24 protein-coding genes and 1 pseudogene are annotated in these 25,423 nt (G+C 62.7%); 4 read left to right on the top strand and 21 right to left on the bottom strand.

The genetic code is table 11. The annotated features are described in order from the left end of the window. Nucleotides 1-97: 97 nt before the first annotated feature. Both GT370_RS00820 and GT370_RS00815 read left to right on the top strand, forming a co-directional pair. On the top strand, nt 98-1,177 hold the full coding sequence (locus GT370_RS00820; RefSeq protein WP_083878918.1) for an IS5 family transposase: 1,080 nt from the start codon (nt 98-100) through the stop codon (nt 1,175-1,177). A gap of 257 nt (nt 1,178-1,434) precedes the next feature. Continuing rightward, nucleotides 1,435-2,484, top strand: coding sequence for an IS5 family transposase (locus GT370_RS00815; RefSeq protein WP_039885813.1), 1,050 nt, complete (start codon nt 1,435-1,437; stop codon nt 2,482-2,484). Nucleotides 2,485-2,623: 139 nt separating this feature from the next. On the opposite strand, the gene GT370_RS00810 is transcribed toward GT370_RS00815, so the two are convergent. The 11 genes from GT370_RS00810 to GT370_RS00760 form a co-directional block, all read right to left on the bottom strand. After that, nucleotides 2,624-3,241, bottom strand: a complete 618-nt coding sequence (locus GT370_RS00810) for a molybdopterin cofactor-binding domain-containing protein (protein WP_270183739.1) — start codon at nt 3,239-3,241, stop codon at nt 2,624-2,626. Further along, nucleotides 3,208-4,815, bottom strand: coding sequence for a xanthine dehydrogenase family protein molybdopterin-binding subunit (locus GT370_RS00805; protein WP_270183738.1), 1,608 nt, complete (start codon nt 4,813-4,815; stop codon nt 3,208-3,210). The genes GT370_RS00810 and GT370_RS00805 overlap by 34 nt, the downstream gene beginning before the upstream one ends. Next, nucleotides 4,812-5,786, bottom strand: a complete 975-nt coding sequence (locus GT370_RS00800) for an FAD binding domain-containing protein (RefSeq protein ID WP_270183737.1) — start codon at nt 5,784-5,786, stop codon at nt 4,812-4,814. The genes GT370_RS00805 and GT370_RS00800 overlap by 4 nt, the downstream gene beginning before the upstream one ends. Then, a complete protein-coding gene (gene paoA, locus GT370_RS00795) occupies nt 5,783-6,418 on the bottom strand; it encodes an aldehyde dehydrogenase iron-sulfur subunit PaoA (RefSeq protein WP_008493727.1) in 636 nt (211 codons plus the stop codon). The genes GT370_RS00800 and paoA overlap by 4 nt, the downstream gene beginning before the upstream one ends. Then, nucleotides 6,415-7,371, bottom strand: coding sequence for an XdhC family protein (locus GT370_RS00790; RefSeq protein ID WP_270183736.1), 957 nt, complete (start codon nt 7,369-7,371; stop codon nt 6,415-6,417). The genes paoA and GT370_RS00790 overlap by 4 nt, the downstream gene beginning before the upstream one ends. Before the next feature lie 439 nt (nt 7,372-7,810). Beyond that, nucleotides 7,811-8,707 (bottom strand): SphA family protein, encoded by an 897-nt coding sequence (locus GT370_RS00785; protein WP_008493729.1) that lies wholly within the window; start codon nt 8,705-8,707, stop codon nt 7,811-7,813. 43 nt (nt 8,708-8,750) lie between these two features. Continuing rightward, on the bottom strand, nt 8,751-10,091 hold the full coding sequence (locus tag GT370_RS00780; RefSeq protein ID WP_008493730.1) for an MFS transporter: 1,341 nt from the start codon (nt 10,089-10,091) through the stop codon (nt 8,751-8,753). A gap of 68 nt (nt 10,092-10,159) precedes the next feature. Continuing rightward, nucleotides 10,160-11,005, bottom strand: coding sequence for a fumarylacetoacetate hydrolase family protein (locus GT370_RS00775; RefSeq protein WP_008493731.1), 846 nt, complete (start codon nt 11,003-11,005; stop codon nt 10,160-10,162). A gap of 3 nt (nt 11,006-11,008) precedes the next feature. Continuing rightward, nucleotides 11,009-12,499 carry a bifunctional 3-(3-hydroxy-phenyl)propionate/3-hydroxycinnamic acid hydroxylase gene (locus GT370_RS00770; RefSeq protein ID WP_270183735.1) on the bottom strand — a complete coding sequence of 497 codons (1,491 nt, stop codon included), beginning with the start codon at nt 12,497-12,499 and terminating at the stop codon, nt 11,009-11,011. 91 nt (nt 12,500-12,590) lie between these two features. Then, nucleotides 12,591-13,517, bottom strand: coding sequence for a VOC family protein (locus GT370_RS00765; RefSeq protein WP_008493733.1), 927 nt, complete (start codon nt 13,515-13,517; stop codon nt 12,591-12,593). Then, entirely contained in the window at nt 13,507-14,550 is a 1,044-nt protein-coding gene (locus GT370_RS00760; protein ID WP_008493734.1) for an amidohydrolase family protein, read from the bottom strand. The genes GT370_RS00765 and GT370_RS00760 overlap by 11 nt, the downstream gene beginning before the upstream one ends. Nucleotides 14,551-14,650: 100 nt before the next feature. Here GT370_RS00760 and GT370_RS00755 point away from each other — a divergent pair, with 100 nt between their 5' ends. Further along, on the top strand, nt 14,651-15,358 hold the full coding sequence (locus GT370_RS00755; RefSeq protein ID WP_008493735.1) for a GntR family transcriptional regulator: 708 nt from the start codon (nt 14,651-14,653) through the stop codon (nt 15,356-15,358). A gap of 153 nt (nt 15,359-15,511) precedes the next feature. On the opposite strand, the gene GT370_RS21105 is transcribed toward GT370_RS00755, so the two are convergent. The 10 genes and pseudogenes from GT370_RS21105 to GT370_RS00710 all read right to left on the bottom strand — a co-directional run bounded on the left by GT370_RS21105 (nt 15,512) and on the right by GT370_RS00710 (nt 23,928). Further along, the gene (locus GT370_RS21105; protein WP_442865522.1) at nt 15,512-15,850 is read right to left on the bottom strand and encodes an ATP-binding protein; all 339 of its coding nucleotides are present in this window, start codon (nt 15,848-15,850) and stop codon (nt 15,512-15,514) included. 353 nt (nt 15,851-16,203) lie between these two features. Then, nucleotides 16,204-16,521, bottom strand: a pseudogene (locus GT370_RS21100) (HAMP domain-containing protein); the annotation flags it as partial. Between the two features lie 359 nt (nt 16,522-16,880). Beyond that, nucleotides 16,881-17,564 carry a response regulator transcription factor gene (locus GT370_RS00745; RefSeq protein ID WP_008493737.1) on the bottom strand — a complete coding sequence of 228 codons (684 nt, stop codon included), beginning with the start codon at nt 17,562-17,564 and terminating at the stop codon, nt 16,881-16,883. After that, a complete protein-coding gene (locus GT370_RS00740) occupies nt 17,564-18,121 on the bottom strand; it encodes an MFS transporter (protein WP_270183733.1) in 558 nt (185 codons plus the stop codon). Before GT370_RS00740 ends, GT370_RS00745 begins: the two co-directional genes overlap by 1 nt. Beyond that, nucleotides 18,121-18,960, bottom strand: a complete 840-nt coding sequence (locus GT370_RS00735) for an MFS transporter (protein ID WP_270183732.1) — start codon at nt 18,958-18,960, stop codon at nt 18,121-18,123. The genes GT370_RS00740 and GT370_RS00735 overlap by 1 nt, the downstream gene beginning before the upstream one ends. Nucleotides 18,961-19,076: 116 nt before the next feature. Beyond that, complete coding sequence (locus GT370_RS00730; RefSeq protein ID WP_008493740.1) at nt 19,077-20,123, bottom strand: ABC transporter substrate-binding protein; 1,047 nt, start codon at nt 20,121-20,123, stop codon at nt 19,077-19,079. Between the two features lie 22 nt (nt 20,124-20,145). Further along, nucleotides 20,146-21,000, bottom strand: a complete 855-nt coding sequence (locus tag GT370_RS00725; RefSeq protein ID WP_144052684.1) for an ABC transporter permease — start codon at nt 20,998-21,000, stop codon at nt 20,146-20,148. Then, the gene (locus GT370_RS00720; RefSeq protein WP_035180089.1) at nt 20,997-21,827 is read right to left on the bottom strand and encodes an ABC transporter ATP-binding protein; all 831 of its coding nucleotides are present in this window, start codon (nt 21,825-21,827) and stop codon (nt 20,997-20,999) included. The genes GT370_RS00725 and GT370_RS00720 overlap by 4 nt, the downstream gene beginning before the upstream one ends. A gap of 40 nt (nt 21,828-21,867) precedes the next feature. After that, a complete protein-coding gene (locus GT370_RS00715) occupies nt 21,868-23,397 on the bottom strand; it encodes a DcaP family trimeric outer membrane transporter (RefSeq protein WP_270183731.1) in 1,530 nt (509 codons plus the stop codon). Between the two features lie 174 nt (nt 23,398-23,571). Then, nucleotides 23,572-23,928 (bottom strand): c-type cytochrome, encoded by a 357-nt coding sequence (locus GT370_RS00710; RefSeq protein WP_240376559.1) that lies wholly within the window; start codon nt 23,926-23,928, stop codon nt 23,572-23,574. A gap of 340 nt (nt 23,929-24,268) precedes the next feature. Here GT370_RS00710 and GT370_RS00705 point away from each other — a divergent pair, with 340 nt between their 5' ends. Next, complete coding sequence (locus GT370_RS00705; RefSeq protein WP_083878918.1) at nt 24,269-25,348, top strand: IS5 family transposase; 1,080 nt, start codon at nt 24,269-24,271, stop codon at nt 25,346-25,348. The last annotated feature ends 75 nt before the right edge of the window (nt 25,349-25,423 follow it).

The following is a 25,423-nucleotide window of genomic DNA, read 5'->3' as shown; positions in this document are numbered from 1 at the left end:
GATGCTCCCGCGTCAACCTAGCAGTTTGCTGAAAAACTCCTGGCGGCCGGGATTATGATGTGATTCACTTTGGCTGGCAGGTTTTGTGAGGCGTGGGGTGCGGGGTTCTTTTCGAGATCAGGGCGGGATGTTTTCGTATGTTTCACCAGAAACACGGGTTCCGGCGACCCATCCGTTGCGAGCGATCCGTGCTTTGGTGCGGGATGTTCTGCATGAGATGAGCCGCAGCTTTGCCTGGCTGTATTCCAGGGAAGGCCGGCCCTCGGTGCCGCCTGAACAATTGCTGAGCGCGCTGCTGATCCAGGTGCTGTACGGGATTCGCTCGGAACGGCAGTTGATGGAGCAACTGGATTATAATCTCCTGTACCGCTGGTTTGTGGGCTTATCCCCGGATGATCCGGTCTGGAACCCGACCACGTTTAGCAAGAACCGCGAGCGCCTGCAGAACGGCGATATATTCCAGAAATTCATGAGCCGGCTGCTGAACCACCCGCGGGTGACGCCGCTACTATCGGATGAGCATTTCTCGGTGGACGGCACGCTGATCGAGGCGTGGGCGTCGCAGAAGAGCTTCCGGCCGAAGGATGGCAGCGACGATGATGGTTCGGATTTCCACGGTCAGAAGCGTAAGAACGATACCCATGCCAGCACCACCGACCCGGAAAGCCGGCTGTACCGCAAGGCCGCTGGGCGGGAGGCAAAGCTTTCGTATATGGGGCACGCGCTGATGGACAACCGGCACGGCTTGGCGGTGGGTGGCCGAGTGACCCAGGCCACAGGCACGGCTGAGCGTGAAGCCTCGGAAGCGATGTTGAAAGCCAAAGCCAAGTCGGCCGCCGGGCGGATCACCGTAGGCGAAGACAAGGCTTACGATACCGCCGATCATGTCGCCAATCTGCGCGACGCCGGCGTGACACCGCATGTCACACAAAACAACGGTGAGACCAAAACCGGCAGGCACCGCCGCAGCGCGATTGACGGACGCACCACGCGCCATCCCGGTTATGCGATGTCGCAGACCCGCCGGGCGATGATCGAGTGCATATTCGGCTGGGGCAAGCAGCACGGCACGATGCGCAAGACCAAGCTGCGCGGCGTTGCGCGGGTCGCCGGCACCTTCATGCTCAACCTGATCGCCTATAATCTGGTACGCATTCCAAAAATGGTGGCAATATAAGGGACGAGTCTGTCCGCTGGACGAAAAAAGTCCAGAAACCGGCAAGAAACTTCAATCACTTGAACCAAAATCCAGGCCCCAAAGCTAAATCAGAAAAAATAAAACCAAGTTTCGGGGTTTTTCAGCAAACTGCTAAACACATATTGCTCTAACAGTTTGCTGAAAAACTCCTGGCGGCCGGGATTATGATGTGATTCACTTTGGCTGGCAGGTTTTGTGAGGCGTGGGGTGCGGGTTCTTTTCGAGATCAGGGCGGGATGTTTTCGTATGTTTCACCAGAAACACGGGTTCCGGCGACCCATCCGTTGCGAGCGATCCGTGCTTTGGTGCGGGATGTTCTGCATGAGATGAGCCGCAGCTTTGCCTGGCTGTATTCCAGGGAAGGCCGGCCCTCGGTGCCGCCTGAACAATTGCTGAGCGCGCTGCTGATCCAGGTGCTGTACGGGATTCGCTCGGAACGGCAGTTGATGGAGCAACTGGATTATAATCTCCTGTACCGCTGGTTTGTGGGCTTATCCCCGGATGATCCGGTCTGGAACCCGACCACGTTTAGCAAGAACCGCGAGCGCCTGCAGAACGGCGATATATTCCAGAAATTCATGAGCCGGCTGCTGAACCACCCGCGGGTGACGCCGCTACTATCGGATGAGCATTTCTCGGTGGACGGCACGCTGATCGAGGCGTGGGCGTCGCAGAAGAGCTTCCGGCCGAAGGATGGCAGCGACGATGATGGTTCGGATTTCCACGGTCAGAAGCGTAAGAACGATACCCATGCCAGCACCACCGACCCGGAAAGCCGGCTGTACCGCAAGGCCGCTGGGCGGGAGGCAAAGCTTTCGTATATGGGGCACGCGCTGATGGACAACCGGCACGGCTTGGCGGTGGGTGGCCGAGTGACCCAGGCCACAGGCACGGCTGAGCGTGAAGCCTCGGAAGCGATGTTGAAAGCCAAAGCCAAGTCGGCCGCCGGGCGGATCACCGTAGGCGAAGACAAGGCTTACGATACCGCCGATCATGTCGCCAATCTGCGCGACGCCGGCGTGACACCGCATGTCACACAAAACAACGGTGAGACCAAAACCGGCAGGCACCGCCGCAGCGCGATTGACGGACGCACCACGCGCCATCCCGGTTATGCGATGTCGCAGACCCGCCGGGCGATGATCGAGTGCATATTCGGCTGGGGCAAGCAGCACGGCACGATGCGCAAGACCAAGCTGCGCGGCGTTGCGCGGGTCGCCGGCACCTTCATGCTCAACCTGATCGCCTATAATCTGGTACGCATTCCAAAAATGGTGGCAATATAAGGGACGAGTCTGTCCGCTGGACGAAAAAAGTCCAGAAACCGGCAAGAAACTTCAATCACTTGAACCAAAATCCAGGCCCCAAAGCTAAATCAGAAAAAATAAAACCAAGTTTCGGGGTTTTTCAGCAAACTGCTAAGTTTCAGGCCGGCATGGCGGCCAGCAGCTTGTCCAGCGTCACCGGATAGTCGCGCACCCGAACCCCGGTGGCGTTATACACAGCATTGGCCACCGCCGCGGCGGCGCCGCACAGCCCCAGCTCGCCCACCCCCTTGGCCTTCATCGGCGAGGAGATCGGATCAGGCTCGTCCAGGAATACCACCTCCTGATGCGGAATATCCGCATGTACCGGAACCTCATAGCCGGCAAGGTCATGGTTGGCGAAATAGCCGCGCTGATGGTCGACCGCCAGCTCCTCCATTAGCGCCGCGCCAACCCCCATGGTCATCGCGCCGATCACCTGGCTGCGGGCGGATTTGGGGTTGAGGATGCGCCCGGCATCGCAGACCGCCAGCATCCGCCGCACCCGGATTTCCGCCGTCGCCGCATCCACCGACACCTCGGCGAAATGCGCGGCGAAGGTGGATTGCTGGTAGCGCTCCGCCAGATCGCCATATTCGATGCCATCCTCGGCCACCAGCTCGCCCTGCCGGGCGGCGTCGGCCAGGGCGACGCGATGGCCGCCCGACTGCACCGCGCCATCGGCGAACACCGCATCCGCGTCATTCACCCCCAGCCGCGCGACGATCTGCTGGCGCAACGCAACGCAGGCGGCGTATACGCCAGAGGTCGCGTTGTTCGCCCCCATTGCCCGCCGGAGCCGGCGGAGACGGGGGAGTCGGAATCCCCCAGCCGCACCTCCACCTGCGCCATCGGCACGCCCAGCATCTCGGCGGCGGTCTGGGCGATGATGGTGTAGCTGCCGGTGCCGATATCGGTCATGTCGGTCTCGACGATCAGCCGGCAATCGCGGGTCAGCCGCACCCGGGCGGCGGATTTGGTCAGCAGATTATTGCGGATGCCGGCGGCGACACCGAGCCCGATGAAGGCGCCGCCCTCCCGGCGCTGGCCGGGCTTGGCCTGACGTTGCGCCCAGCCGAAACGCTGCGCGCCGCGCTTCAGGCACTCGACCAGATGGCGCTGCGAAAACGGCCGCTCAGGGTTTTCCGGGTCGAGCTGGGTGTCGTTGAGGATCCGGAACTGCACCGGGTCCATGCCCAGCCGTTCCGCCATCTCGTCCATCGCCACCTCCAGCGCCATCAGCCCGGAGGCCTCGCCGGGGGCGCGCATGGCATTGCCCTCGGGCAGATCCAGCCGCGCCAGCCGGGTGCGGGTGAGCCGCCCTGGGGCGGCGTAGAGCAGCCGGGTCTGATGCACGGCGGTCTCGGTGGCGCCGTCCGGCAGATTGCCGGACCAGCTTTCATGCGCGATCGCCAGCAGCCTGCCATCCGGCGCGGCGCCCAGGCGGATGCGCTGGCGCGTCGCCGGGCGGTGGGTGGTGTTGTTGAAGATCATCGGGCGGGTCAGCGCCACCTTCACCGGCCGGCCGACCTCCCGCGCCGCCAGCGCCGCCAGGATGCAATCCGCGCGCAGGAATAATTTGCCGCCGAAGCCGCCGCCGACATAAGGCGAATCGAGCCGCACCTTCTCCGGCGGCAGCCCCAGCGTTTCCGCCACATCCGCCTTGCCCCAGGCGATCATCTGGTTCGAGGTCCAGATCGTCACCGCGCCATCCTTCCAGGCGGCGATGCTGGCATGCGGCTCCATCATCGCGTGCGACTGGTCGGGGGTGGTGTAGGTCTCATCCAGCGTCACCGGGGCCTGCGCATAGTCACGCGCGAAATCGCCGAATGCGCTGTCGGGATCACCGGATTCAGGTTTGACGGCGCGCTCCTGCGCCGCCGCCAAATCGAACTGGCCCGGCTGCGCCTCATAATCCGGGCGGATCAGCAGCGCCGCGGCGCGCGCCATCTCGAAACTCTCCGCCACCACGATGGCGATGGCCTGGTCGTAATGCTCGATCTCCGGGCCGCCGAGCAGCCGCGCGGTATTGCGCTTGCCCTTGCCGAGCTTGCCGGCATTGGCAGAGGTGACGATGCCCAGCACGCCGGGGGCGGCGCGCGCGGCGTCCAGATCCATCGCCTTGATGCGGCCCTTGGCGATGCCGGCGCCGATGATATAGCCATAGGCCTGATCGGGCACGACGCCGTGACGCTCATAGGCGTAAGGCGCGCTGCCGGTGACTTTCAGCTGGCCCTCGATGCGGTCCAGCGGCTGGCCGATGAAACACTGCCGGTCGATCGGGTTGGTTGTGGCGGGGGCGTCGAATTTCATGACATCATCTCCTTCCCCTGCATCTCCCGCGCCTGCGCCAGCGCGGCGGTGATGGTCCGGGCCAGAAGGGGCTGTTTGAAGGCATTGTCCGGACGGGGCCGCGCCCCCTCCAGCAAGGCGGCAGAGACCTCTGCGCCGCCTTGCGGCAGCGCCGCATCCGCCGCCTCCACCCGCCAGGGGCGCGGGGCGATGCCGCCGGCGGCCAGGCGCCCGCTGCCATCCGGCTGGATCACCGCCGCCACCGATACCAAGGCAAAGGCGTAGGAGGCACGGTCCCGCACCTTGCGGTAGATCTGCGCCCCGCCCAGAGGCGGCGGCAGGATCACCGCCTGGATCAGCTCGCCGGGGCGCAGATCATGCTCGATCTGCGGCGTCTCACCCGGCAGCCGGTAGAAATCCTGCAAGGCGATACGCCGGCTGGCGCCATCCGCGCCAATCGTCTCGACCACCGCATCCAGCGCCATCATCGCCACCGCCATGTCGCTCGGATGGGTGGCGATGCAGGATTCGCTGGTGCCGACCAGCCCGAGCTGGCGCGCCACCCCGCCCATGGCCGCGCAGCCGCTGCCGGGCGCGCGCTTGTTGCAGGGCTGGCGCGGATCGTAAAAATACACGCAGCGTGTGCGCTGCAGCAGATTTCCCGCCGTCGTCGCCTTGTTGCGCAACTGCCCGGAAGCGCCGGCGAGCAAGGCGCGGGAGAGCAGCGCATAATCGCGCCGCACCCGCGCATCCGCCGCCAGATCCGTGTTGCGCACCAGCGCACCGATGCGCAAGCCGCCCTCTGGCGTCGGCTCGATGCTGTCCAGCCCGAGCCCGTTGACGTCGATCAGATGCGCCGGGGTTTCGATCTGCAATTTCATCAGATCCAGAAGATTGGTGCCGCCGGCGATGAATTTCGCATTCGGCGTGGCCGCCGCCTCGGCTGCCGCTTCCGCCGGGCTGCTGGCGCGGCTATAGGTGAAGGCCTTCATGCCGGCTCTCCGGCGATCTCGCGCATCGCCTCCATGATGTTGGAATAGGCGCCGCAGCGGCAGATATTGCCGCTCATCCGCTCGCGCAGCTCAGCTTCGGACAGGGTCGGCGCCTCTGTCAGGCTGGGGCTGACATGGCTGGGAATGCCCGCCTGCAGCTCCGCCAGCACGGCCACCGCCGAGCAGATCTGCCCTGGCGTGCAATAGCCGCACTGAAACCCGTCATGATGCAGAAAGGCCGCCTGCATCGGGTGCAGCTCACCCGGCTGGCCCAGACCTTCGATGGTGGTGATCTCGTCGCCTTCATGCATCACCGCCAGGCTGAGGCATGAATTGATCCGCCGGCCTTGCACCAGCACCGTGCAGGCGCCGCATTGGCCGTGATCGCAGCCTTTCTTGCTGCCGGTGAGCTGCAGATGCTCACGCAGCGCATCCAGCAGGCTGGTGCGTGTATCCAGCCGCAAACGGCGCGCTTCGCCGTTCACGGAAAAGCTCACCTCCATCATCGTTGGGCTATCCTGCATGTCCGTCTCCTTTCTGGTTGCGGCCCGGACCGGACCGGCCCCCGCCAGCGCGCCGCCGCCGAGCAGCACAGCGCGTCTTGAAATGTCGAATTTGTCGTCGCCGATCATGACGCCGCCGCCAGCAGGGACGGGGCAGACACCGCGCAGGCCGCCTGGTGGCGCGCGGCGATCTCGCCCAAAGCGGAGAGGGCGAGCAGCTCAGGCTCGCGCACCGCCGGGATCAGCCCGATCGGCCCGGTGAGCCGCGCCAGCGCGGCGGGCGCCACGCCCTGCGCCGCCAGCCCTTGCAGCCGGCGCGCCTGGGTGGCGCGGCTGCCCATGGCGCCAATGTAAAACGCGTCGCTGGCCAGGGCCGCCTGTAACAGCCCCGCCTCCCATTCATGGTCGTGAAACAGCAGCACGATGGCGCTGTGCCGATCCGCCCGCAGCGCGGGCGGGTGGCGGCGATCCGTCCAGAGCAGGACCTCCGCCCCCAGCGCCGCGGCGGCGTCGAGCATCTCCTGGCGCGGGCTGAGCAGGCAGAGCCCGGCCCCGAAAGCCGCCCCCAGCCGTGCCAGCGCCAGCGCCTCCGCCCCCTGCCCGGCAATGACCAGCCGCAAGGCCGGGCGCAGCGCCACCTGGAACGCTGGCCCCGCCCAGCCGGTGCCGGCATCGCCTTCGATGAGAGCCAGGCCGCCTTCGGGGGCGAGGCGGAGCGTGACCTCCTGGCGGGCCTGCAAGGCCGCGTGGGCCTGACGCAGCGGGGCGAAATCCGCCAGCGGCGTGATCAGAACATCCATCCCGCCGCCGCAGGGCAGGCGCAGATCCATCATCCGCGAGCCCTGGCCGATGCGAATGCTCTCTGGCCGGCCGCTTGCGATCACCCGCCGCGCCTCGCCGATGATCGCCGCCTCGACACAACCGCCGGAGAGCGTGCCGAAGGCCGCGCCATCCGCCCGCACCGCCATCTGCGCGCCAACCGCCCGCGCGCCGCCGCCGAAGGTCGCGGTGACGCTGAGCAAGGCAACGCTGCCAGGTTGTGCCTCCAGCAGAAACCGGAGCAGGGACAAAGTCTCGGGCATGGATCTCTTTTGATGGGCAAACACAGGGGCTGCTCTGCCGCCGGCGCGCCGCGTCAGAGAGGTGAAGCTCACATGGTGCGGCTGACCGCCTGGCACCAGGGGCAGCCGCACGTCGCGGAAAAATCCTGTCTCAATCTGGATGATTTGTTAATTCGAGGAAGGCCTGGCGGCGGCGCGGTGGCAAAGCCTAGACACATGGCATGGCTCGCTAAAACAAAATTTAGAGCGTCAAGCTAAAAACTTGATGCTCTAAGGAGAGCGCCGATTTCGCCTGGTTGAACCGCGCGGTTTCGCAAATCCGCCGGCCCGAGAGCAAGATGACCCTGACCGGACTCAGTCAGGATCAGAAAGTTGCCTGCCAAAACCAAAAAACTTAGGGCGCGCTGCCGCGCGGCTTGGGTTTGGCGCATCGGGCGTTGGGCCCGATGCGCCAAGGGGGCTACATCAGCGGCACGCTCAATGTCAGCACGACCTTGCCGGCCTCGCCGACATTGCGGGCATAGACGTCATGGGTGAAGAACATGTTCATCTTGTAGCCCTTGCCCTGATAGGCGACATCCGCCCCCAGCGCGAAGGATTCCGGGGACCCGCCATTGAGCGCCGCGGGGCCGGAATCCGCTGTGATCTGCTTGTAAAAATACGAGACCGGCCCGATCGACCAGGGGCCGAAGCCGCGCATCGCGGTGAAGTCCCAATCCATCGTCGTGCCATTGGTGTAATGCGTGGCGCTGTTCTCGAAATTCTTGTCCAGCGTCGCGTGCACCGTGAACTGGTAGGGGGCGGGCAGCCAGCTGACGGACATGTCCGGCTCGATCGTCCAGTGATTCTGCCCGGTATTTACCTTGGCCGTGTCGCTGTACTGGCCGTTGGGCGGGTAGAAGCCGAAATCGGCATCGAAGAAGACATGATGGCCGAGATCCCAGCTCAAGGACAGCGGCGTGAACTCGGTATCGACCAGGCCGGTGCGGTTGAAGGTCTTGCCGCCGGCGGCCCGCGGGGTGGTGAGGCTGACATTCAGCCAGCCGATCGAGCGGATGAACATGCCATAGCGGGCGCCGAAGATCCGGATGTCGGGAATGTAGGCGAACGAGCCGGTGGCGCCCCAGATATTGGCATGGGCACCGGTGAAATGGCCGTCCCCGTTCACCGGGCGGGACTGGGTGTAGCTCGGCTTGAAGGTGAGATACACGCCAGGCGGCGGCAGCAGGCCCGTCGGCTGGCCGAGCGTATTGCCCACCGGATATTCCGGATTGCTGCCGACCATCGCTGCCTCGGCGGGCAGCGACATCGCGGCCAGGCCAATGCCGGCCAGCAAGAAACGAAATCCTGTCTTCATTGGAAACCTCCCTTGTTATGTTGGATTTGAGATATTCGTTGGATCAGGGCTTGGCGCGGGCGAATGAGGAAGGCTCAAACACGGCGCCGGTATCGCGGGCCTGCCGATAGGCGGCGAAGCGCGCCGCACTGGCTTCGGGAAACAGCAGCAGGAAGCTGGCCAGCCCGCCGGCGAGCAGAATCACCCCGCCCAGCCCGAAGGCGATGGCAAAGCCCAGCGGCGCATTGCCCGGGTAGGCGCCGATGATCCAGCCATTGATGAAGGTGGAAAAGAACGCGGAGATGGAGGTGGCGGAGATGATCACCACCACCAGCCGGGCGCGCTGACGGGACGGCGCGATCGCGGCGAGGATCACCGGCCCGAAAATCGTCGTCAGGCTCGGCACGGAAAAGGCGATGGCCAGGAAGCAGGTCTGCATCACACCGGCGGGGCTTTGCACCGCCACGAGCAAGGCGGCGCCACTCACCAGCATGGCGAGGCCCGAACTCCAGCCCAGGCAGATGCGGGCACTCCAGCCGCGCTGGCGCATCGTCTGCGTCAGCCAGGAGCCGAGGATGAGCACCGGAGACTGGATCACGTAGATGGCGGAGATGATCCAGCCGGCCTTCAGCGGCGCATAGCCCAGCCCCAGCCGCAGGAAAGGCGGCAGCCAGACCGCGGCCATGCCGATGACCCAATAGCCGAAAAAGGCGATGAGCATGACGCCGATGACCGTGCGGTCCAGCCAGAGCAGGCGAAACGGCAACGGGGTTTCATGCGCCACCGGCGCGGCGTGCTGGCCGGCCAGCGGGCCCTCGCGCCCGATCAGCGCGAACAGCACCATCCAGACCAGGCTCAGCACCCCGCACACCAGGAAGCAGGAGCGCCAGCCGGCATGCACGACAAACCAGCTGAGCAGCGGCCCGCCGATGAGAAAGCCGGCGCTGATGCCTTGCAGAATGAAGGCGGAGGGAAGGTTGCGGCGATGGTCCGGGAACCATTCATAGGCGGCGGTCATCGCCGTGGCCAACGCAGCGCCCTCGCCAATGCCCAGCAGCAACCGGCAGGCGATGATGATTGGCAGGGAGTGGGTGAAGGCGACCGGCAGCTGGCTCGCCGTCCAGATCCCCGCGAGGGCCAGCAATATATATTTCGACCGGTAGCGCCCGACGAAGACCGAGCCGATCACCGTGCCGCCAACCGCGAAAAATAGAAAGAACGCCGCGCCGATCAAGCCGAACTGCTTGGGGGTGAGGCTGAATTCATGCATCATCGGCACGCCCGAGACGCCGAAGGCCAGCTTGTCGAAGAAGTTCAGCGTCTGAAACACGAACAGCAGCGCCACGATCAGATAGGCGCGCGTCGGGATTGCCGGCATTTGCCCGGCCTCGCTTGGACCATTCATTTTTAGTCTCCCCATTATTTTTGGACGTGCCGCCGCGCTGGCGGTTTGCTGGCGCGGCGGCTAGATCATCAAACCTCCTGCGCGACCGGATTGCGCAGGATGCCGAGCCGGTCGATCTCGACCTCGACGACATCGCCGGGCTTCATCCAGAGTGGCGGGTTGCGCTTGGCGCCGACACCGCCCGGCGTGCCGCTGACGATCACGTCGCCCGCCTCAAGCCGGGTGAATTGCGAGCAATATTCGATCTGCGTGGCGATATCGAAGATCATCTGCTCAATCCGCGCCTCCTGCACCACCTCGCCGTTGAGGCGCGTCTGCAGGCGCAGCGCCGCCAGCGGCCCCAGCTCATCGGGGGTCATCATCCACGGGCCGAAGGCGCCGGTATCGGGAAAATTCTTGCCCGGGGTGAACTGCATCGTATGGCGCTGGAAATCGCGCACGCTGCCATCATTATAGCAGGCATAGCCGGCGATATGCGCCATCGCCGCGGCACGGGGAATATAGCGGCCGGGCGTGCCGATGATGACGGCGAGCTCGCCCTCGTAATCGAGATCATTGGAGAGTTTCGGCCGCAGGATCGGCGCCATATGGCCGATCTGGCTGTTGGCGAAGCGGGCGAAGATGGTGGGATGCGCAACCTCCGGCCGCCCGGTCTCCTGGCGGTGCATCTCATAGTTCAGGCCGACGCAAAGAATCTTGTCCGGGTTGGGGATCACCGGCAGGAAGCGCAGCGCCTCCAGCTTCGTGGCCTGCGCCTGGGCGCGGGCTTGCGCCACCCCGTCCAGCCCGCCGGCGATGGCGGATTTGAGGTCGGCATAACGCGCCCGCAGGACGCTGCCGACATCGAGGAACATCTCTCCCTCGATCACGCCCCAATGCGGGGCATTGGCGATTTCAACTGTGGCAAGCTTCATGTTTCACTTCCTGGTGGATGGGTTCGGCGCAGGCGAGCTGCGCCCGGCAGGTGGCGAGCAGCGCCGGCAGCGCCTGGGCGTTCGCGGCCGTGCCAAAGACGTAATGATCGGGACGCACCAGCACGGCCTGGGCCTGATGGCGGTCGAACCAGGCGGCCATGACGCCGTCCTGTTCCTCAAGCGCGTCCGGCAGCGCCGCCCCGCCGGGGCGATGGCGTACAGGCCGATCTCGTCCGCCGGCGTCAGCAGGGCGGCAAGATCCGGCACCCGCAGCACGCGGCCATCCAGGATCAGCCGCCAGCCGGTGCCGGTCAGCCTGTCGAGCAGCGCGGCGCCGCCCGCCTGGCGGATCAGCGGCTGCACGAACAACAGCCCGCGCCCTGGGTTGCCCGGCGGCGCGAGCAGCCCGGTCTCCAGCGGCGGCACAATATCCTGGCGCGTGACATGCGGCGGGACGCCGCCGCCCTGCGCCAGCAAATCTTCATCGCGCGCCGCCGCCCGCGCCGGGTCGCGCTCGCAGATCATCTGGCCGATCGCCTTGATCTTGCCGGTCAATGTCTCGACATGAAGGCGCCGCTCCGCCTCATAGCTGTCGAGCAGCGCCAGCGGCGATTGCCCGCGCAGCACGCGCTCCAGCTTCCAAACCAGATTGGTGACATCGCGCAGCCCCTGGCACATGCCCTGGCCGATGAAAGGCGGTTGCTGGTGCGCGGCATCCCCGGCGATGAGCACGCGCCCGCGCCGCCAGCTTTGCGCCACCAGCGCATGGAAGCGGTAAGCGGCGGCGCGCCACAGCTCGCCCTCGCTGGGCGCCATGAAGCCGGCCAGCAGCCGCCAGACCTGCTCCGGCGCCGCCATCTCGCGCGGGTTTTCGCCCGGCAGCAGCATGATCTCCCAGCGCCGGTGATTGCCCGGCCCGATGATGTAGGTGGTCGGCCGCGCCGGGTCGCAGAACTGCGCCGAGCATTGCGGCAGCTTGGCCAGCGCCGCGTCGCCGCAGCGTATATCCACCACCAGCCAGGGCTCATCGAAAATCAGGTCGCGCAGCGCCATATCGGCCAGCTGGCGCACGGTACTGGAGGCGCCATCGCAGCCGAGCAGGAATTTGCCGCGGATCTGGCGCTGCATGCCGTCTTCCGCGCGCAGCGTGGCAAGGATCTCTTCGCCGCGCTCCTCGAAGCCGATCAGCTCCGCGCCGGTGACGATGCTGACATTGGCGAAACCCGCCGCATGCGCGCGCAGCGCCGCCTCCACCGGCGGCTGGGTGAAGACCATGCTGGGCGTGTAGCCCAGCGGATAAGGCGGCTGCACCATGTCGATGGTGCGGATCAACTGGCCTTGCGCGCCGAAATGCTGCGAGGCGGTGAAGGGCGCGACATAAGGCCGCACCGCGTCCGCCACCCCCATATTGTCGAAATGCCTGAAAATTTCATGATCGAGCGCGATCGCGCGGGGCTTGTCATAAACCTCCGTCTGCCGTTCGACCACCAGCACGCGAAAGCCATGCGCCCCCAGCAGCCCGGCCGCCGTCGCCCCGGAGGGCCGAAGCCGGCAATCACAACATCGAAGAGCTCATCTGCGTAGGTCACGACTTCACCTTTGTCTCGTTAATTCCAGGCGCATCGGCGAAGCCGATGGCGAGTTGCGCGGCCTTGCAGGCGGCGGTCTTGGGCGGGGCGACGCCCCAATGATCGGTACGGCCGGGCGGCCAGACCCAGTCCTGCGGGCCCCGGAAGCGGTAGCTCTCATCCACCTGCAGCACCTCGGCGGTGTATTCGACCACGACATCATCCGGCCCGACGAAATAGGCGAAGACATTATCGCCCGGCCCGTGCCGCCCCGGCCCCCAGCCGATGCCACAGCCATGATCGACCACATGCCCGGCACCGCGCATCACCGATTCCAGATCCGGCAGCAGGAAGGCGACATGGTTGAGCCCGTTCACCGGCGCCTGCGCGAGCACGATGGCGTGGTGGTCGCTGTTGCAGCTGAGGAAGGCCATGGCCTGGGAGCGGTCGGTCAGGCGAAAGCCCAGAACCTCCTGCCAGAAGCGCGACAAATCCTCGATCGCGGCGCTGTTGATGTTCACATGCGCCAGGCGCAGCGGCCGGTTGGGGCGGATGGCGCCTTCGCGGCGCGCATCGCCATGCAGAAATTCCAGCGTGCAGCCTTGCGGTTCGCGGACGATGAAATGGGTGCCGCCGGCTGGGCCATGGTCCGGTCCGGGCGGTTGCAGGATGGTGCAGCCGGCTTGCACGCAAGCCTCGTACAGCCGGGGCAGATCCGCCACGGCGCGCACCCGGAAGCTGACGACATCCAAGGACGCACGCGCGCCGGCGCGCAGTTCCAGCACATAGGCATCATCGCCGCTGGCGGCCAGATAGGCGCGGCCGGGCGCCTGCGCCACCAGCTCCAGCTGCCAGGTTTGGGTATAGAAGGCGCGGGCCGTCTCCAGATCCGGTGTGGAAAGTGCGACGCTGCGGAGCGCGGCGACGGGGTAATCAGGCGGCATCTTGCACCTCATCGATGGCCAGGAAAGCGAGCGCGTTGCGCTGAATCAGGCGCTGGCGCACATCCGCGTCGGGACATGCGGCGTTGACCTGATCGCACGGCGCCGCCTCGCTGAAATTGAACGGATAATCGGTACCGAGCATGACCCGCTCGGCCCCGAACAACGTGACCAGCCGGGATAGCCAGTCCGGCTCGAACACCAGGGAATCCACGTAAAGCCGGCGCGCGGTGATGGACGGGCATTCCTCCAGCGCCTCGCGCAGGGCCGGAAACACCTCATAGCCACGCCGCAGCCGCGGCAGCAGCGCGGCGAAGCTGCCGCCGCCATGGCTGAAACCCAGCCGCAGATCCGGGCAGTCCCGGACCAGGCCGCCGGTGATCGCGGACGCCAGGGCCAGCCCGACATCCGTGGGATAGCCGAGCACCTGCTGCAAGGGCGCGGGGCCCACCAGCCGGGCCATGCCCGCCGGGCGCACCGCATGCACGAACACCGCCGCCCCCAGCCGCGCGGCCTCGGTGAAGAAGGGCCGCAGCCGTGGATCGCCGATCGGCGTTTCGTTGATATTGCTGCCGATCTCGACGCCGCGAAACCCGGGAATGGCCATGATCCGGCGCAGCTCCTCGACCGCCAGATCGAGATCCGGCAAGGGCACCGCCGCCAGCCCGACAAAGCGCCCCTGCCCTTCGCCAAGCAGCGCCGCGATCATATCATTGACATGGCGGGTCAGCGCCGCCCCGGCCTGGGCCGGGAGCCAATAGCTGAACAGCTCCGGCATCGGCGAGAGCGCCTGCACGGCGATGCCCATGCGGTCCATATCCTCAAGCCGGCGGCGCGCCTCCCAGCACGCGGCGGAGACGGTGCGATAGGGCTTGGCGTCGATGATCACCGTGCCGTGGCCGCAGCCATCCTGGCGCAGGCTGGGCCAGCCGGCCTGCGCCCCCGCCGGCGCGGCCGGAAAGCTGGCGGGCACGACATGGCAATGCACATCCACCCCCGCGCAGCCACAGGCTTTGATTGACCAGGCTTTTGCCATTTCCCCCTCATTCATTCGCCCGACAAAATACACAAAACAATCTTCCGCGCAAATAATTTATAAATTTTTTTGTTTGAGACCTTTGTGTATAAACAACAGCATGATTGACCCAGCCAAAGAGCCCCCCGACAACGCCACGACGCTGGCCACCAGCATCTATGAGCGGCTGAAGAATGATATTCTGGCCGCGCGGCTTGAGCCGGGGCAAAAACTCTCCTTGCGCTTCCTGATGGACCAGTACGGCACCGGGCAGACCCCGCTGCGCGAGGCGCTGAACCGGCTGGTCATCGAGGAGCTGGTGATCGGCCGCGAGCAACGCGGCTTTTCGGTGACGCCGATCAGTCTGGAGGAGTTGAACGAGCTGACCCGCACGCGCTGCTGGGTGGAAGGGCTGGCGCTGCGCGAGTCGATGCAGAACGCCACCCCGGCCTGGGAGGAAGCGCTGTTGGTGGCGCATCACCGCCTCGCCCGCACACCGCGCTCGCTCAACCCCGAGCAATTCGAGGATAATCCGGCCTGGGAGGTGCTGCACCGGGCGTTTCACGATCGGCTGATCGAAAACTGCGCCTCGCGGCCCTTGATCGGCTTCTGCATGCAGCTGGCCGACCGGCTCTATCGCTACCGGACGATCTCCATCCGCAAGGTGTTCCGGGTGCGCAAGGTCAGCGCCGAGCATGACGCGATCTTGCAGGCCGTGCTGGACCATAACCAGGAGCAGGCGGTTTCGTTACTACAGGCACATTATATGCGCACCGCCACCGTCATCGAGGCGGATCTGCGCACCGCCGCCTTGTCACTCGCCGGATAGGCGGCGCCGCTTGCGCATGATGCGGCCGTGTATCGTAAAGGGCATTCCGTTAAGGAATCGGCGTTTAGGTTAACGCGCCTGCGTCACCTTAAACGCATGAAATTGCTCGCCAAAACATGAATAGAGCGAGGGGGGGTGTAAACCCGTCTCGCTCTACCCCCGGAACTCGACCCGTACGATAAGTCCTGGGTGGTTATCCAGCAGGGTAATCTGAGCACCGTGCAATTTTGCGATCGCCCGGACCAGGGGCAAACCCAGCCCGTGGCCGGGCGTGTTCCGGCTTTGATCGAGTCGCACAAACCGGCGAAATACGCGGTCTCTATCCTCTTCCGGAATGCCTGGCCCCTGATCCGCGATCTCCAGGCGAAACAAGCTTTTTTTATCCGACGACAGGGTGACATTGATGATCCCCCCGCGGGACCATAGCGGATGGCATTTTCGACCAGATTGACGATCAGTTGCGTCAGCAAGGCGGAATCGCCGCTGATGCATAAATTTTCCTCCGCCGCGCAGCGCAGAGTCTGGCCGGCATCGATGGCGACGGCACTGAATTCGTCGCAGATATTCGTCACCAGCGCGCTCAAATCCAATGCTGTGAAGCCGCCCTGCAAGGAGCCAGCCTCCACCTCCGCGAGGCGCAATAGCGAAACGAACACCGAGATGATAAGCGTTGTCTGGGACAGCGCCGCCTCAAGGCCCGAGGATAAAACAGGGTCTTTCCGAACCGCATCGAGCTTCAATAGATGCTTGATCCATTCATGCAACCGGACCAGGGGCGAGCGCAGATCATGCGCGATATCATTTGTCACCTGGCGGGCATTTTCAACCAGATGCTCGATCGTCTCAAGCATGCGGTTCAGCTCTTCGGTGAGCACATCCAACTCATCGTCAATGCCGTAGGCTTCGATGCGCCGGGATAAATCGCCGGTCATGATATCCACGCTGGCATCGCTGATCGCCTGGACGCGCTTCAGACTATGCCCGGCGATCAGCAGGCTCGCCAACAGGCCAATTCCGATCAGGGCGCTGAACACGACCGCGAAAATGACGGCGACCCGCTTATTCAATGCCGCGAAGACGCTGGCATCCTCGCCAATGAACAAAAATCCACCATTTGGCAGATCGCGGCCAATCCCGTCGATCCGCTGCACCCCCTGCGGCATTTGTGGATCGGTCAGCCGGGTGATCGTGCTCCATTCCGTAGGCTCGGGTGGCATGGTGATATTGGCGAACAACACCTTTCCGCGTGCATCGAGCAGGGCATAGAAGGTGTGGCTCGGCGCGTGCGCCACCGTCTGCCTGAGTTCCTGCTCCAGTGGCAGCCGATCTGAAATGGCATCGGAAAGAACATCCGCCCGGTCGCCCGCAATAATCGGCGCGAGCTCCTCCTTGGAGGCGATCCGGGTGGCGTTATAGATCAACGCAAAAACAATAATCGCGGCGATCGTTGAAAACAACGTTCCCAGAACGGCGAGCCGAAAGCCCGCCATCCGAAAGAGGTTGGTCCTGACCCTCGGCTCTGTCACGTATCGGTGCCCGCACTGATACGATATCCGGCACCACGAACGGTCTGGATCAATTCCCGCGAAAATCCACGGTCAATTTTCAGCCGGATCCGGCAGATATGCGATTCGACCAATGTGGTTTGCGGTAAAAAATGATAATCCCAGACGTCTTCGAGAAGCATCGTCCGGGTGACAACCTGGTCCGCATGCAGCATCAAATATTCGAGCAGCCGGAATTCGCGTGGCTTCAGCGAAATCTCGCAAGCGCCACGGCGCGCGGAATGTGTGAGCCGGTCCAGGACAAGATCGCCAACACGAAGCTGGCTGGGATCCGTCTTGATATCACGCCGCCGTCTGACCGCCTCGATCCTTGCTTGTAGTTCCGCCATTTCGAACGGCTTCACGACATAATCATCCGCGCCCGCCCGCAAGCCGCGCACCCGCTCATCCACACGTCCCAAGGCGGTCAGGAGGATCACCGGGGTACTGATCTGCATGGACCGAAGCGCTTGAACCACACTCAACCCGTCAAGATAAGGCAGCATTCGGTCGATAATCAGCACATCGAAGGGACTTGTCGTGGCCAGCATCAGGCCGTCGCGGCCATCGCCGGAGACCGCGACGTCATGACCTTCATCGACCAAGGCTTCCTTCAGAAAACCGCTCATGGTCGCATCATCTTCGATCAAGAGAATCTGCATCAGTGACTGATCGCCTCCAAAGATTGGGCCAATGTACGCGGTCCGAAGGCAAAAACCATGATAATCGAAATCGCCATCGTCACGCCGATGAACACCGCGATGGCGGGCACGCCGCCGTCGCTGAGAAAATAACCGACAGCGAGACCCGCGAATGCCGCGGACAGGCGGCTCCAGGAATACACGAACCCCACCGCCTGACCGCGCATACGCGTGGGAAAAAGTTCGGCTTGATATGTGTGGAAGGCGCTCGACATCGCGTTGGAGGCCAGCGTGAAGGCGATCCCAAAGCCGATAATTTCAAACGGGCGGCCAGACAATGCGAAGCCTACCATGAAGGCGCCCATCAAACACAGCGCGATGACAATCTGGGTCGAGCGTTGGATGCGGTCGGCGACCAACATTACCAAGATGGGACCAAAGGGATTGGCCAGGGCGATCAGCATCGAATATTCCAGACTATTGGTGATGCTGATCCCTCTTGCCATCAATAAAGTCGGCACCCAGGCCGCAAACCCATAAAACCCAACGACTTGACCAATATTAAAAATCGCCATCATCAGCGAGCGCTCAGCATAGCGTGGCGAGAACAGCTCAACAAACCGGCCGGTCGCGGCTTTTTCGGGACAACCGGGACTGGTGCCGCCAACGTCCCGACAACCTTGAGAGCGGCGCTTTCGAGCTGCGTGATCACCGCCTCCGCCTGGCTTTCACGCCCCTTCAGCGCCAGCCAGCGCGGGCTTTCCGGCAACACGCGCCCAAGCCAAAGCGCCACGGGCGCGCCGAGGGCACCGATTAACACGACAACGCGCCATCCTTCCAAACCGCCAAAATGACGATGCACCAATATCAAGGACAGGAAGGCGACGACGGGAACGATTGAAAATGTAATGGTCTGATTGAGGGCGAACGCCCTACCCCGGAATTTGGCCGGCACCAACTCCGCCAAATAAGCGTCCATGACAACGAGCTGCAGGCCAAACCCCAACCCCGCGGCAAAACGCCAGATATTCAGCCATAATCCCGTATGCTGTAGGGCCATGATCGCCGAGCACAGCAAATACCACAGAATGGCACCGGTAAAGACCGACCGCCGCCCCAGCCAATCGGCCAGAGGTGAGAGGCAAAGCGAACCAACCCAGAGCCCGATAAAAAGCGAAAACACATAGCTGGCACCTCCAGCTATGGAAATACTGCGAAGTGCGGCGAGAGGCCCCAGGCTGGACGCGGAAAACAGGCCACTCGCGCGCATTGCTGGCATGAGATAGCCTGTCTGAAAGACCATATAAAACTCGAAAATGCCGCCGATCGAAATCAATGCCACCAGGCGCCACATGGCTCCCGTCGCGGGAAGCCTGTCGAGCCGCGCGGCGATTCGTGCCGCAGCTGCGGTAGACATCGTTAATTTCCTCCGTCACATATTATGTTTTTTCCATAATCCGACGTATTGGAAATTTGAGCAATAGAAAACAGCGAAAGAGGCGCGGTTTTAATGCGCCTCTTCCTTTGAGTGTTTTACTTCGCGTCACCCAACATCTTGTTGGCGGCGACAACGAAAGTCGGATCCCAGGTCGCCGAGAGATCGACAGGCCCGGTGATCTTCCCCGCGAGCTTCTCGACGTCGAGCACCTTCTCCGGACCACCCTGCGGCATCATGCCATCGGGGAGGAATTGCCCCTTATCCTGGGTCAGCGCCGTGATATATTGTGCTTTGGTCGATAGCGGGCTGGAGACGAAATCCGTCGGCATTTTATCGGCGATCTGTTCGGCGCTATGCGTGTCGATCCAATGCATGGTTGCGACGAGCGCATTGACCACCGCCTGCGTTTCCTTCGGATGCGCCTTGACCCACTCGGCGCGCGCCAGCACGGAGGCCGCCGGCCACGCGCCACCCAGCCATTTTTCCGCACCCGCCGTGGTTGCCAGATCAATCGCCGGATAGCCGACATTCATCGTTTCAATGGCGTTGACGGTCGGCTGCGTGGTCATCGCGCAGGCGACGCGGTTATGCTTCAGCGCGCTGATCAATGTTTCGCCGGCGCCAACACCCACGCGCGAAAAATCCTTCGTGGTGAGATGATAGCGCGCCGCAAGATAGAGCGTCAGATCATCCGTGCCCGACCCAAGATCGGTGACACCGATGGCCTTGCCTTTCCAATCCGCCGGCGAGGAAATATCCGTGCCCTTGGCGCAGAGAATACGCTCGCCAGGCGCGCCGCTCAGCTGCGCCACGTCCACGACATCCTTGCCGTGCAGCTGGAAATCGATGGTATGAACATACCAGGCGCCGGCAAAATCGACCTGACCGGAAACCATCGCGTCCTCGGCGCCGATGCCACCCTCCTGCTCGGTGGAGAGCACCATATTCACGCCATATTTTTTGAAATATCCAAGATCCTGCGCGAGCTGGTAGGGAAGGTAGATCTGCTTGTCGATCCCGCCGATCATCATGGTCACGGTCGGCAGTTTCGCGTCCTGGGCCTTCGCGGCCGGCGCGTGGACCGCCACGGCCGCCAGCGCTGTCGCGGCCAACATCACATTGCGCATCGTCTTATTGAACATTTGTCGTTTCCTTTGGTTATATTTAGATCGAGTTTCTTGCACCGTCATTGGCGCTGGCGGGACGCCAAGCCAGTAGACGTTTTTCGGCCAGCCCCATCAAGCCTTCGGCGCTGATCGCGATGACGCCGATGACGAGCATCGCGCCGAACACACCGTTGGTATCGAAATTATTCTGGGCCGTGGAGATCACCAGCCCCAGCCCATGCTGCGCGCCGAGGAATTCGCCGACAATCGCACCGATGATGGAAAATCCAAGCGCGACGTGAAGGCTGGCGATAATCCAGGATGTCGCGGAGGGCACCACAACATGACGGACCAGGTCAAGCCTTGAGGCCCCCAGGATGCGGGCATGCGCGACGAGATTACGGTCTACACTTTTCACCCCCTGATATGCGTTGAAGAACACCACAAAGAACACCAGAACCGCCGCGAGCATCACTTTCGATGGCAGCCCCAGACCGAGCCAGATCACAAAGATCGAGCCGAGCACGATACGCGGCAGCGCATTCACCATCTTGATGTAGGGCGTCATGATATCCGACAGCAGCGGAATTTCACCCAGCAACACACCGAAAAACACGCCCGCCAGCACGCCGAAGACAAAGCCGAGGATCGATTCCTCCATTGTCACCCAGATCTGGTACCAGAACGACCCATAGGCCGTGCCGTTGACGAACCAGTCGCCCAGCCGCTTGACGATCCCGATCGGCGAGCCGAAAAAGAACGGATCGACGATTTTGAGATCGGTCAGGATCTGCCATAAGCCCAGGAAGATCACCAGGGTGCCGATCCGCCCCAACAGCACCAGGTTGCGATAGCGTTGCGCGCGCTGTTTCGCGAGCAGCGCCAGATCAATGTCGCGTCCGCCGTTCATCATGCTGTCTCCCTTTTGGCCGCGGCCATCGCATATGAGCGCTCGACTTCCTCGCGCAGCGAATTCCAGATCAACTTGTACAATTCCAAAAACCTCGGCTGAAAGCGGATATCCTGGATGGCGCCGCGCGGGCGCGGCAAGTCGATCTCGAACACGTCCTTCACCGTCGCCGGGCCGACCGTCATCACCACGACCTGATCGGCAATGGCGATCGCCTCTTCCAGATCATGCGTGACGAACATCACCGAGGGCTTGCTCTGCTCCCAGAGATTCATCAGCTCGTTGGTCATGATCGCTCGCGTCTGCACGTCCAGCGCTGAAAATGGTTCGTCCATCATCAGCAGCGAGGGATCGTTAATCAGCGTCGCCGCGAGCTGCACGCGCTTGCGCATGCCGCCGGAGAGCTGATGCGGATAATGATTTTCAAAACCGGTGAGGCCGACCGTGGCCAACCATTCCCTCGCCTTCTCCATCGCCTGTGCCTTTGGTATGCCATTCATCAGCGGACCAAAGGCGACATTCGCGATCACGGATTTCCAGGGCAGCAACGCATCGTTCTGAAACACGAAGCCAACGCCAGGCGTGATGCCCATAACTGGCCGGCCGGCTACGTGAATGGTGCCCGCGCTCAACGTATCCAGCCCGGAGGTCAGCGTCAGCGTGGTTGATTTTCCGCAACCCGTGGGCCCCACGATGGCGCAGAACTTTCCCGCGCCAATCTTGATGTTGACATCCCGGATGGCGGTCATCGCCTGTCCCGTCGGCGTCACGAAACGTTTCGTGACGCCTTCCAGGACGATGTCTCCGCCACTCGTCGAATTACTTACCATGGAAAAATCCCGCCTTCATGTTGCGGGCGTTCCGGTTTCTTCAGAAATGCCATGTACCACCAAACAGGATTTTCTCGGCATTTTTCGGCGGAACGCCAGTGGATTTCTGGAACTGCTTCTGCCCCAGAAGGAACTCAATACCAATATCGGCACTTGGCACAGCCCGCCAAAGAATATTCGCCGAGACCGTCTTTGTGGCCACGGCGTTTGCCGTGTCGGCCGGCAAGAACGCCGCCAGATTTTGATGGTTGTAGCCAATCGCCACGGTCGAGCGCAATGTCGGCATCCAGAAATGCTGGTAATACAGGGTGAAGCCCTGATCATCCTGAAGCTTTGTGCCAAGCGTCTTCGGCGTGCCCGTTGTACCGTTATTCACCGCCAGCACGGAGGCAACATTGGCGCCGAAATCGTCAGGAATATAGCGGCCGATGGAGCCCGTCCAATATTGGCCACCGATATTATCTTTGCCGAAGACCTTGTTCAAAGCACCGAGATTGACCGTCGAACCGATGATGGCAGCACCGGTCATGTGACTGGTCCGGTCGCCAAATCCGTCTGAGTAGGCTATGTCACGCAAGATGCCAGAGAGCTGCACATGCACGAGATCGTTGGTATATTGATATCGTATGCTGAAATCGGGCATCGGTTCGGTCGGCGAGGCGACCTCGATATTGTCCCGCGTATCCTGATAGCCCGACTGCGGATTCTCTGCCGCAAAGCTGAGGATATTCTGCTTATTGACAGGCCAGGTGTAGCGGATCTGCTCAGTGCGCTCGGCCGGCAAACCCGCAGGCCCGGCGAAATCCATGGTCTCTGGCGTGTCGTTATTATCGATGAAGTTGGAGTTGAGCATACCCAGCGTCACCGGACCGATCGTACCAAAGGCGTAAACGATACGTGCGGAGTAAGAATTGTTCTGCAGCGCCTGATTATAATCGCCACCGGCGACATAACCATAAAAATCCAGAGCGAAATTCGTGGTGACCGGGCCGAACCGGCTGGGTGTGCTGCTCTGCACGACCAGCCGCGAGACCTTGCTGTTATACTGGAAATCCCCCTGCGTCGCCCGCCGCGCCGGGCTGTTCGGCAGCAGATTACCGATCGAGAATTTTGGTCCCAGATTCTGCGTGGCATTATATTCTGCCTGCAGATTTACGAAACCGCCAACATGAATCGAGGTATCCGTGCCGGGGATCAGGAACGAACCGGGCAGGACGCCCTTGGTGACATATTGATCATTGACCACGCCACGCTGCTCCGCCCTGGTGGGCGATACCGCCTGCAAGGCGACCTGGGCCGCCTTGTTATGCTGAATGACCAACGCCTCATCACGCTCCTGGCGCGAGGCCAGTTGCGCGGCGGCGGCGCGCTGGCGGGCCTGCTCCGCGCGCTCCTGCGCCTCATGCGTTTGAACCGTCTGCAATTTGCTTGAGAGCGCCTTCAATTGTGCCGATAGCTGGTCGATCTGCGCCTGCATGTCGGTGACCGACTGCGCATGCGCGGCCATCGGAAACCAGACAGCCAAAATAGCGGCGGAACTCATTAATCCGCGCCTCACACCAAGCTTCATAGATGATCCTCCCATTATATTTTTTCACGCGGTCTTGGACTTCGCGTATGCCGAATAGGGGCCGGGAGCATTCCCCTTTCATGGCGGTTAGTTTGTAAAAATTTAATGTTGGATGTCGACAGGGCAAACCCCCCCCCGGCGTGGGCGGGCCGGGGGCGGGCCGGGCGTTCCCGCTCAGCTGTGCAAGGTCTTGAGATAAGAAATGATATCAAGAGCTTGTGCCTGAGTTATCTTGCCGGCCCAGGCCGGCATCGGCTGGTCCAGCCGCTTGCCATCCTCGTCACGTGCTTGCAAAATCGCACGTAACATTAATTTCGTGCTGTGGTGATAGGTGGTCTCCAGCCCCGGCGCGCGCAGATCGGCGGAGACGGCGTCACCGAAATGCACGCCGCCCGCGCCGCTGGCGAGGTGACAGCCGCTGCAATTGCGCATGTAAAGCGCCTTGCCGGCGGCGGCGCTGCCTTGCTGCGCCAGCGCCGCGCCGGATGTCAGGAACAAGGCCGAGAGCGCCAATAACGATGTTCTGAACAAGCGAACCTCCATATATTTATGTTGTATTCAAACCGGCCTCGTTATGCCGCGAACCGGGCGGACGCGCCAGCGTCGCGGCCATGATTAAACCGTGGCACCTCATCTTCGCCCTAAAACTTTGGCAAAGATGGCGCGCTTGCAAGGGAATAAACCAAATCGAGAGGCAGACCAATATCACCCCGGCAAATTCAGCTTCACCTGCAGCACATCGAACCGGTCTGTAGAGCGTATTCCGTTCACGTTGATGCACGGGATACGCTCTAGCAGTTTGCTGAAAAACTCCTGGCGGCCGGGATTATGATGTGATTCACTTTGGCTGGCAGGTTTTGTGAGGCGTGGGGTGCGGGGTTCTTTTCGAGATCAGGGCGGGATGTTTTCGTATGTTTCACCAGAAACACGGGTTCCGGCGACCCATCCGTTGCGAGCGATCCGTGCTTTGGTGCGGGATGTTCTGCATGAGATGAGCCGCAGCTTTGCCTGGCTGTATTCCAGGGAAGGCCGGCCCTCGGTGCCGCCTGAACAATTGCTGAGCGCGCTGCTGATCCAGGTGCTGTACGGGATTCGCTCGGAACGGCAGTTGATGGAGCAACTGGATTATAATCTCCTGTACCGCTGGTTTGTGGGCTTATCCCCGGATGATCCGGTCTGGAACCCGACCACGTTTAGCAAGAACCGCGAGCGCCTGCAGAACGGCGATATATTCCAGAAATTCATGAGCCGGCTGCTGAACCACCCGCGGGTGACGCCGCTACTATCGGATGAGCATTTCTCGGTGGACGGCACGCTGATCGAGGCGTGGGCGTCGCAGAAGAGCTTCCGGCCGAAGGATGGCAGCGACGATGATGGTTCGGATTTCCACGGTCAGAAGCGTAAGAACGATACCCATGCCAGCACCACCGACCCGGAAAGCCGGCTGTACCGCAAGGCCGCTGGGCGGGAGGCAAAGCTTTCGTATATGGGGCACGCGCTGATGGACAACCGGCACGGCTTGGCGGTGGGTGGCCGAGTGACCCAGGCCACAGGCACGGCTGAGCGTGAAGCCTCGGAAGCGATGTTGAAAGCCAAAGCCAAGTCGGCCGCCGGGCGGATCACCGTAGGCGAAGACAAGGCTTACGATACCGCCGATCATGTCGCCAATCTGCGCGACGCCGGCGTGACACCGCATGTCACACAAAACAACGGTGAGACCAAAACCGGCAGGCACCGCCGCAGCGCGATTGACGGACGCACCACGCGCCATCCCGGTTATGCGATGTCGCAGACCCGCCGGGCGATGATCGAGTGCATATTCGGCTGGGGCAAGCAGCACGGCACGATGCGCAAGACCAAGCTGCGCGGCGTTGCGCGGGTCGCCGGCACCTTCATGCTCAACCTGATCGCCTATAATCTGGTACGCATTCCAAAAATGGTGGCAATATAAGGGACGAGTCTGTCCGCTGGACGAAAAAAGTCCAGAAACCGGCAAGAAACTTCAATCACTTGAACCAAAATCCAG

Source organism: Acidocella sp. MX-AZ03 (assembly GCF_027626035.1).
Taxonomy (GTDB): Bacteria; Pseudomonadota; Alphaproteobacteria; order Acetobacterales; family Acetobacteraceae; genus Acidocella; species Acidocella facilis.
This window is presented reverse-complemented; position numbering and strand designations above follow the sequence as displayed.

What these genes read in the sequence shown, in the direction of transcription:
- GT370_RS00815 (WP_039885813.1), top strand. Translation starts at nt 1,435, where the DNA reads ATGTTTTCGTATGTTTCACCAGAAACACGGGTTCCGGCGACCCATCCG.
- GT370_RS00805 (WP_270183738.1), bottom strand. Translation starts at nt 4,815, where the DNA reads ATGAAATTCGACGCCCCCGCCACAACCAACCCGATCGACCGGCAGTGT.
- GT370_RS00800 (WP_270183737.1), bottom strand. Translation starts at nt 5,786, where the DNA reads ATGAAGGCCTTCACCTATAGCCGCGCCAGCAGCCCGGCGGAAGCGGCA.
- paoA (WP_008493727.1), bottom strand. Translation starts at nt 6,418, where the DNA reads ATGATCGGCGACGACAAATTCGACATTTCAAGACGCGCTGTGCTGCTC.
- GT370_RS00790 (WP_270183736.1), bottom strand. Translation starts at nt 7,371, where the DNA reads ATGCCCGAGACTTTGTCCCTGCTCCGGTTTCTGCTGGAGGCACAACCT.
- GT370_RS00785 (WP_008493729.1), bottom strand. Translation starts at nt 8,707, where the DNA reads ATGAAGACAGGATTTCGTTTCTTGCTGGCCGGCATTGGCCTGGCCGCG.
- GT370_RS00780 (WP_008493730.1), bottom strand. Translation starts at nt 10,091, where the DNA reads ATGAATGGTCCAAGCGAGGCCGGGCAAATGCCGGCAATCCCGACGCGC.
- GT370_RS00775 (WP_008493731.1), bottom strand. Translation starts at nt 11,005, where the DNA reads ATGAAGCTTGCCACAGTTGAAATCGCCAATGCCCCGCATTGGGGCGTG.
- GT370_RS00765 (WP_008493733.1), bottom strand. Translation starts at nt 13,517, where the DNA reads ATGCCGCCTGATTACCCCGTCGCCGCGCTCCGCAGCGTCGCACTTTCC.
- GT370_RS00760 (WP_008493734.1), bottom strand. Translation starts at nt 14,550, where the DNA reads ATGGCAAAAGCCTGGTCAATCAAAGCCTGTGGCTGCGCGGGGGTGGAT.
- GT370_RS00755 (WP_008493735.1), top strand. Translation starts at nt 14,651, where the DNA reads ATGATTGACCCAGCCAAAGAGCCCCCCGACAACGCCACGACGCTGGCC.
- GT370_RS21105 (WP_442865522.1), bottom strand. Translation starts at nt 15,850, where the DNA reads ATGCATCAGCGGCGATTCCGCCTTGCTGACGCAACTGATCGTCAATCT.
- GT370_RS00745 (WP_008493737.1), bottom strand. Translation starts at nt 17,564, where the DNA reads ATGCAGATTCTCTTGATCGAAGATGATGCGACCATGAGCGGTTTTCTG.
- GT370_RS00740 (WP_270183733.1), bottom strand. Translation starts at nt 18,121, where the DNA reads ATGATGGCGATTTTTAATATTGGTCAAGTCGTTGGGTTTTATGGGTTT.
- GT370_RS00735 (WP_270183732.1), bottom strand. Translation starts at nt 18,960, where the DNA reads ATGTCTACCGCAGCTGCGGCACGAATCGCCGCGCGGCTCGACAGGCTT.
- GT370_RS00730 (WP_008493740.1), bottom strand. Translation starts at nt 20,123, where the DNA reads ATGTTCAATAAGACGATGCGCAATGTGATGTTGGCCGCGACAGCGCTG.
- GT370_RS00725 (WP_144052684.1), bottom strand. Translation starts at nt 21,000, where the DNA reads ATGATGAACGGCGGACGCGACATTGATCTGGCGCTGCTCGCGAAACAG.
- GT370_RS00720 (WP_035180089.1), bottom strand. Translation starts at nt 21,827, where the DNA reads ATGGTAAGTAATTCGACGAGTGGCGGAGACATCGTCCTGGAAGGCGTC.
- GT370_RS00715 (WP_270183731.1), bottom strand. Translation starts at nt 23,397, where the DNA reads ATGAAGCTTGGTGTGAGGCGCGGATTAATGAGTTCCGCCGCTATTTTG.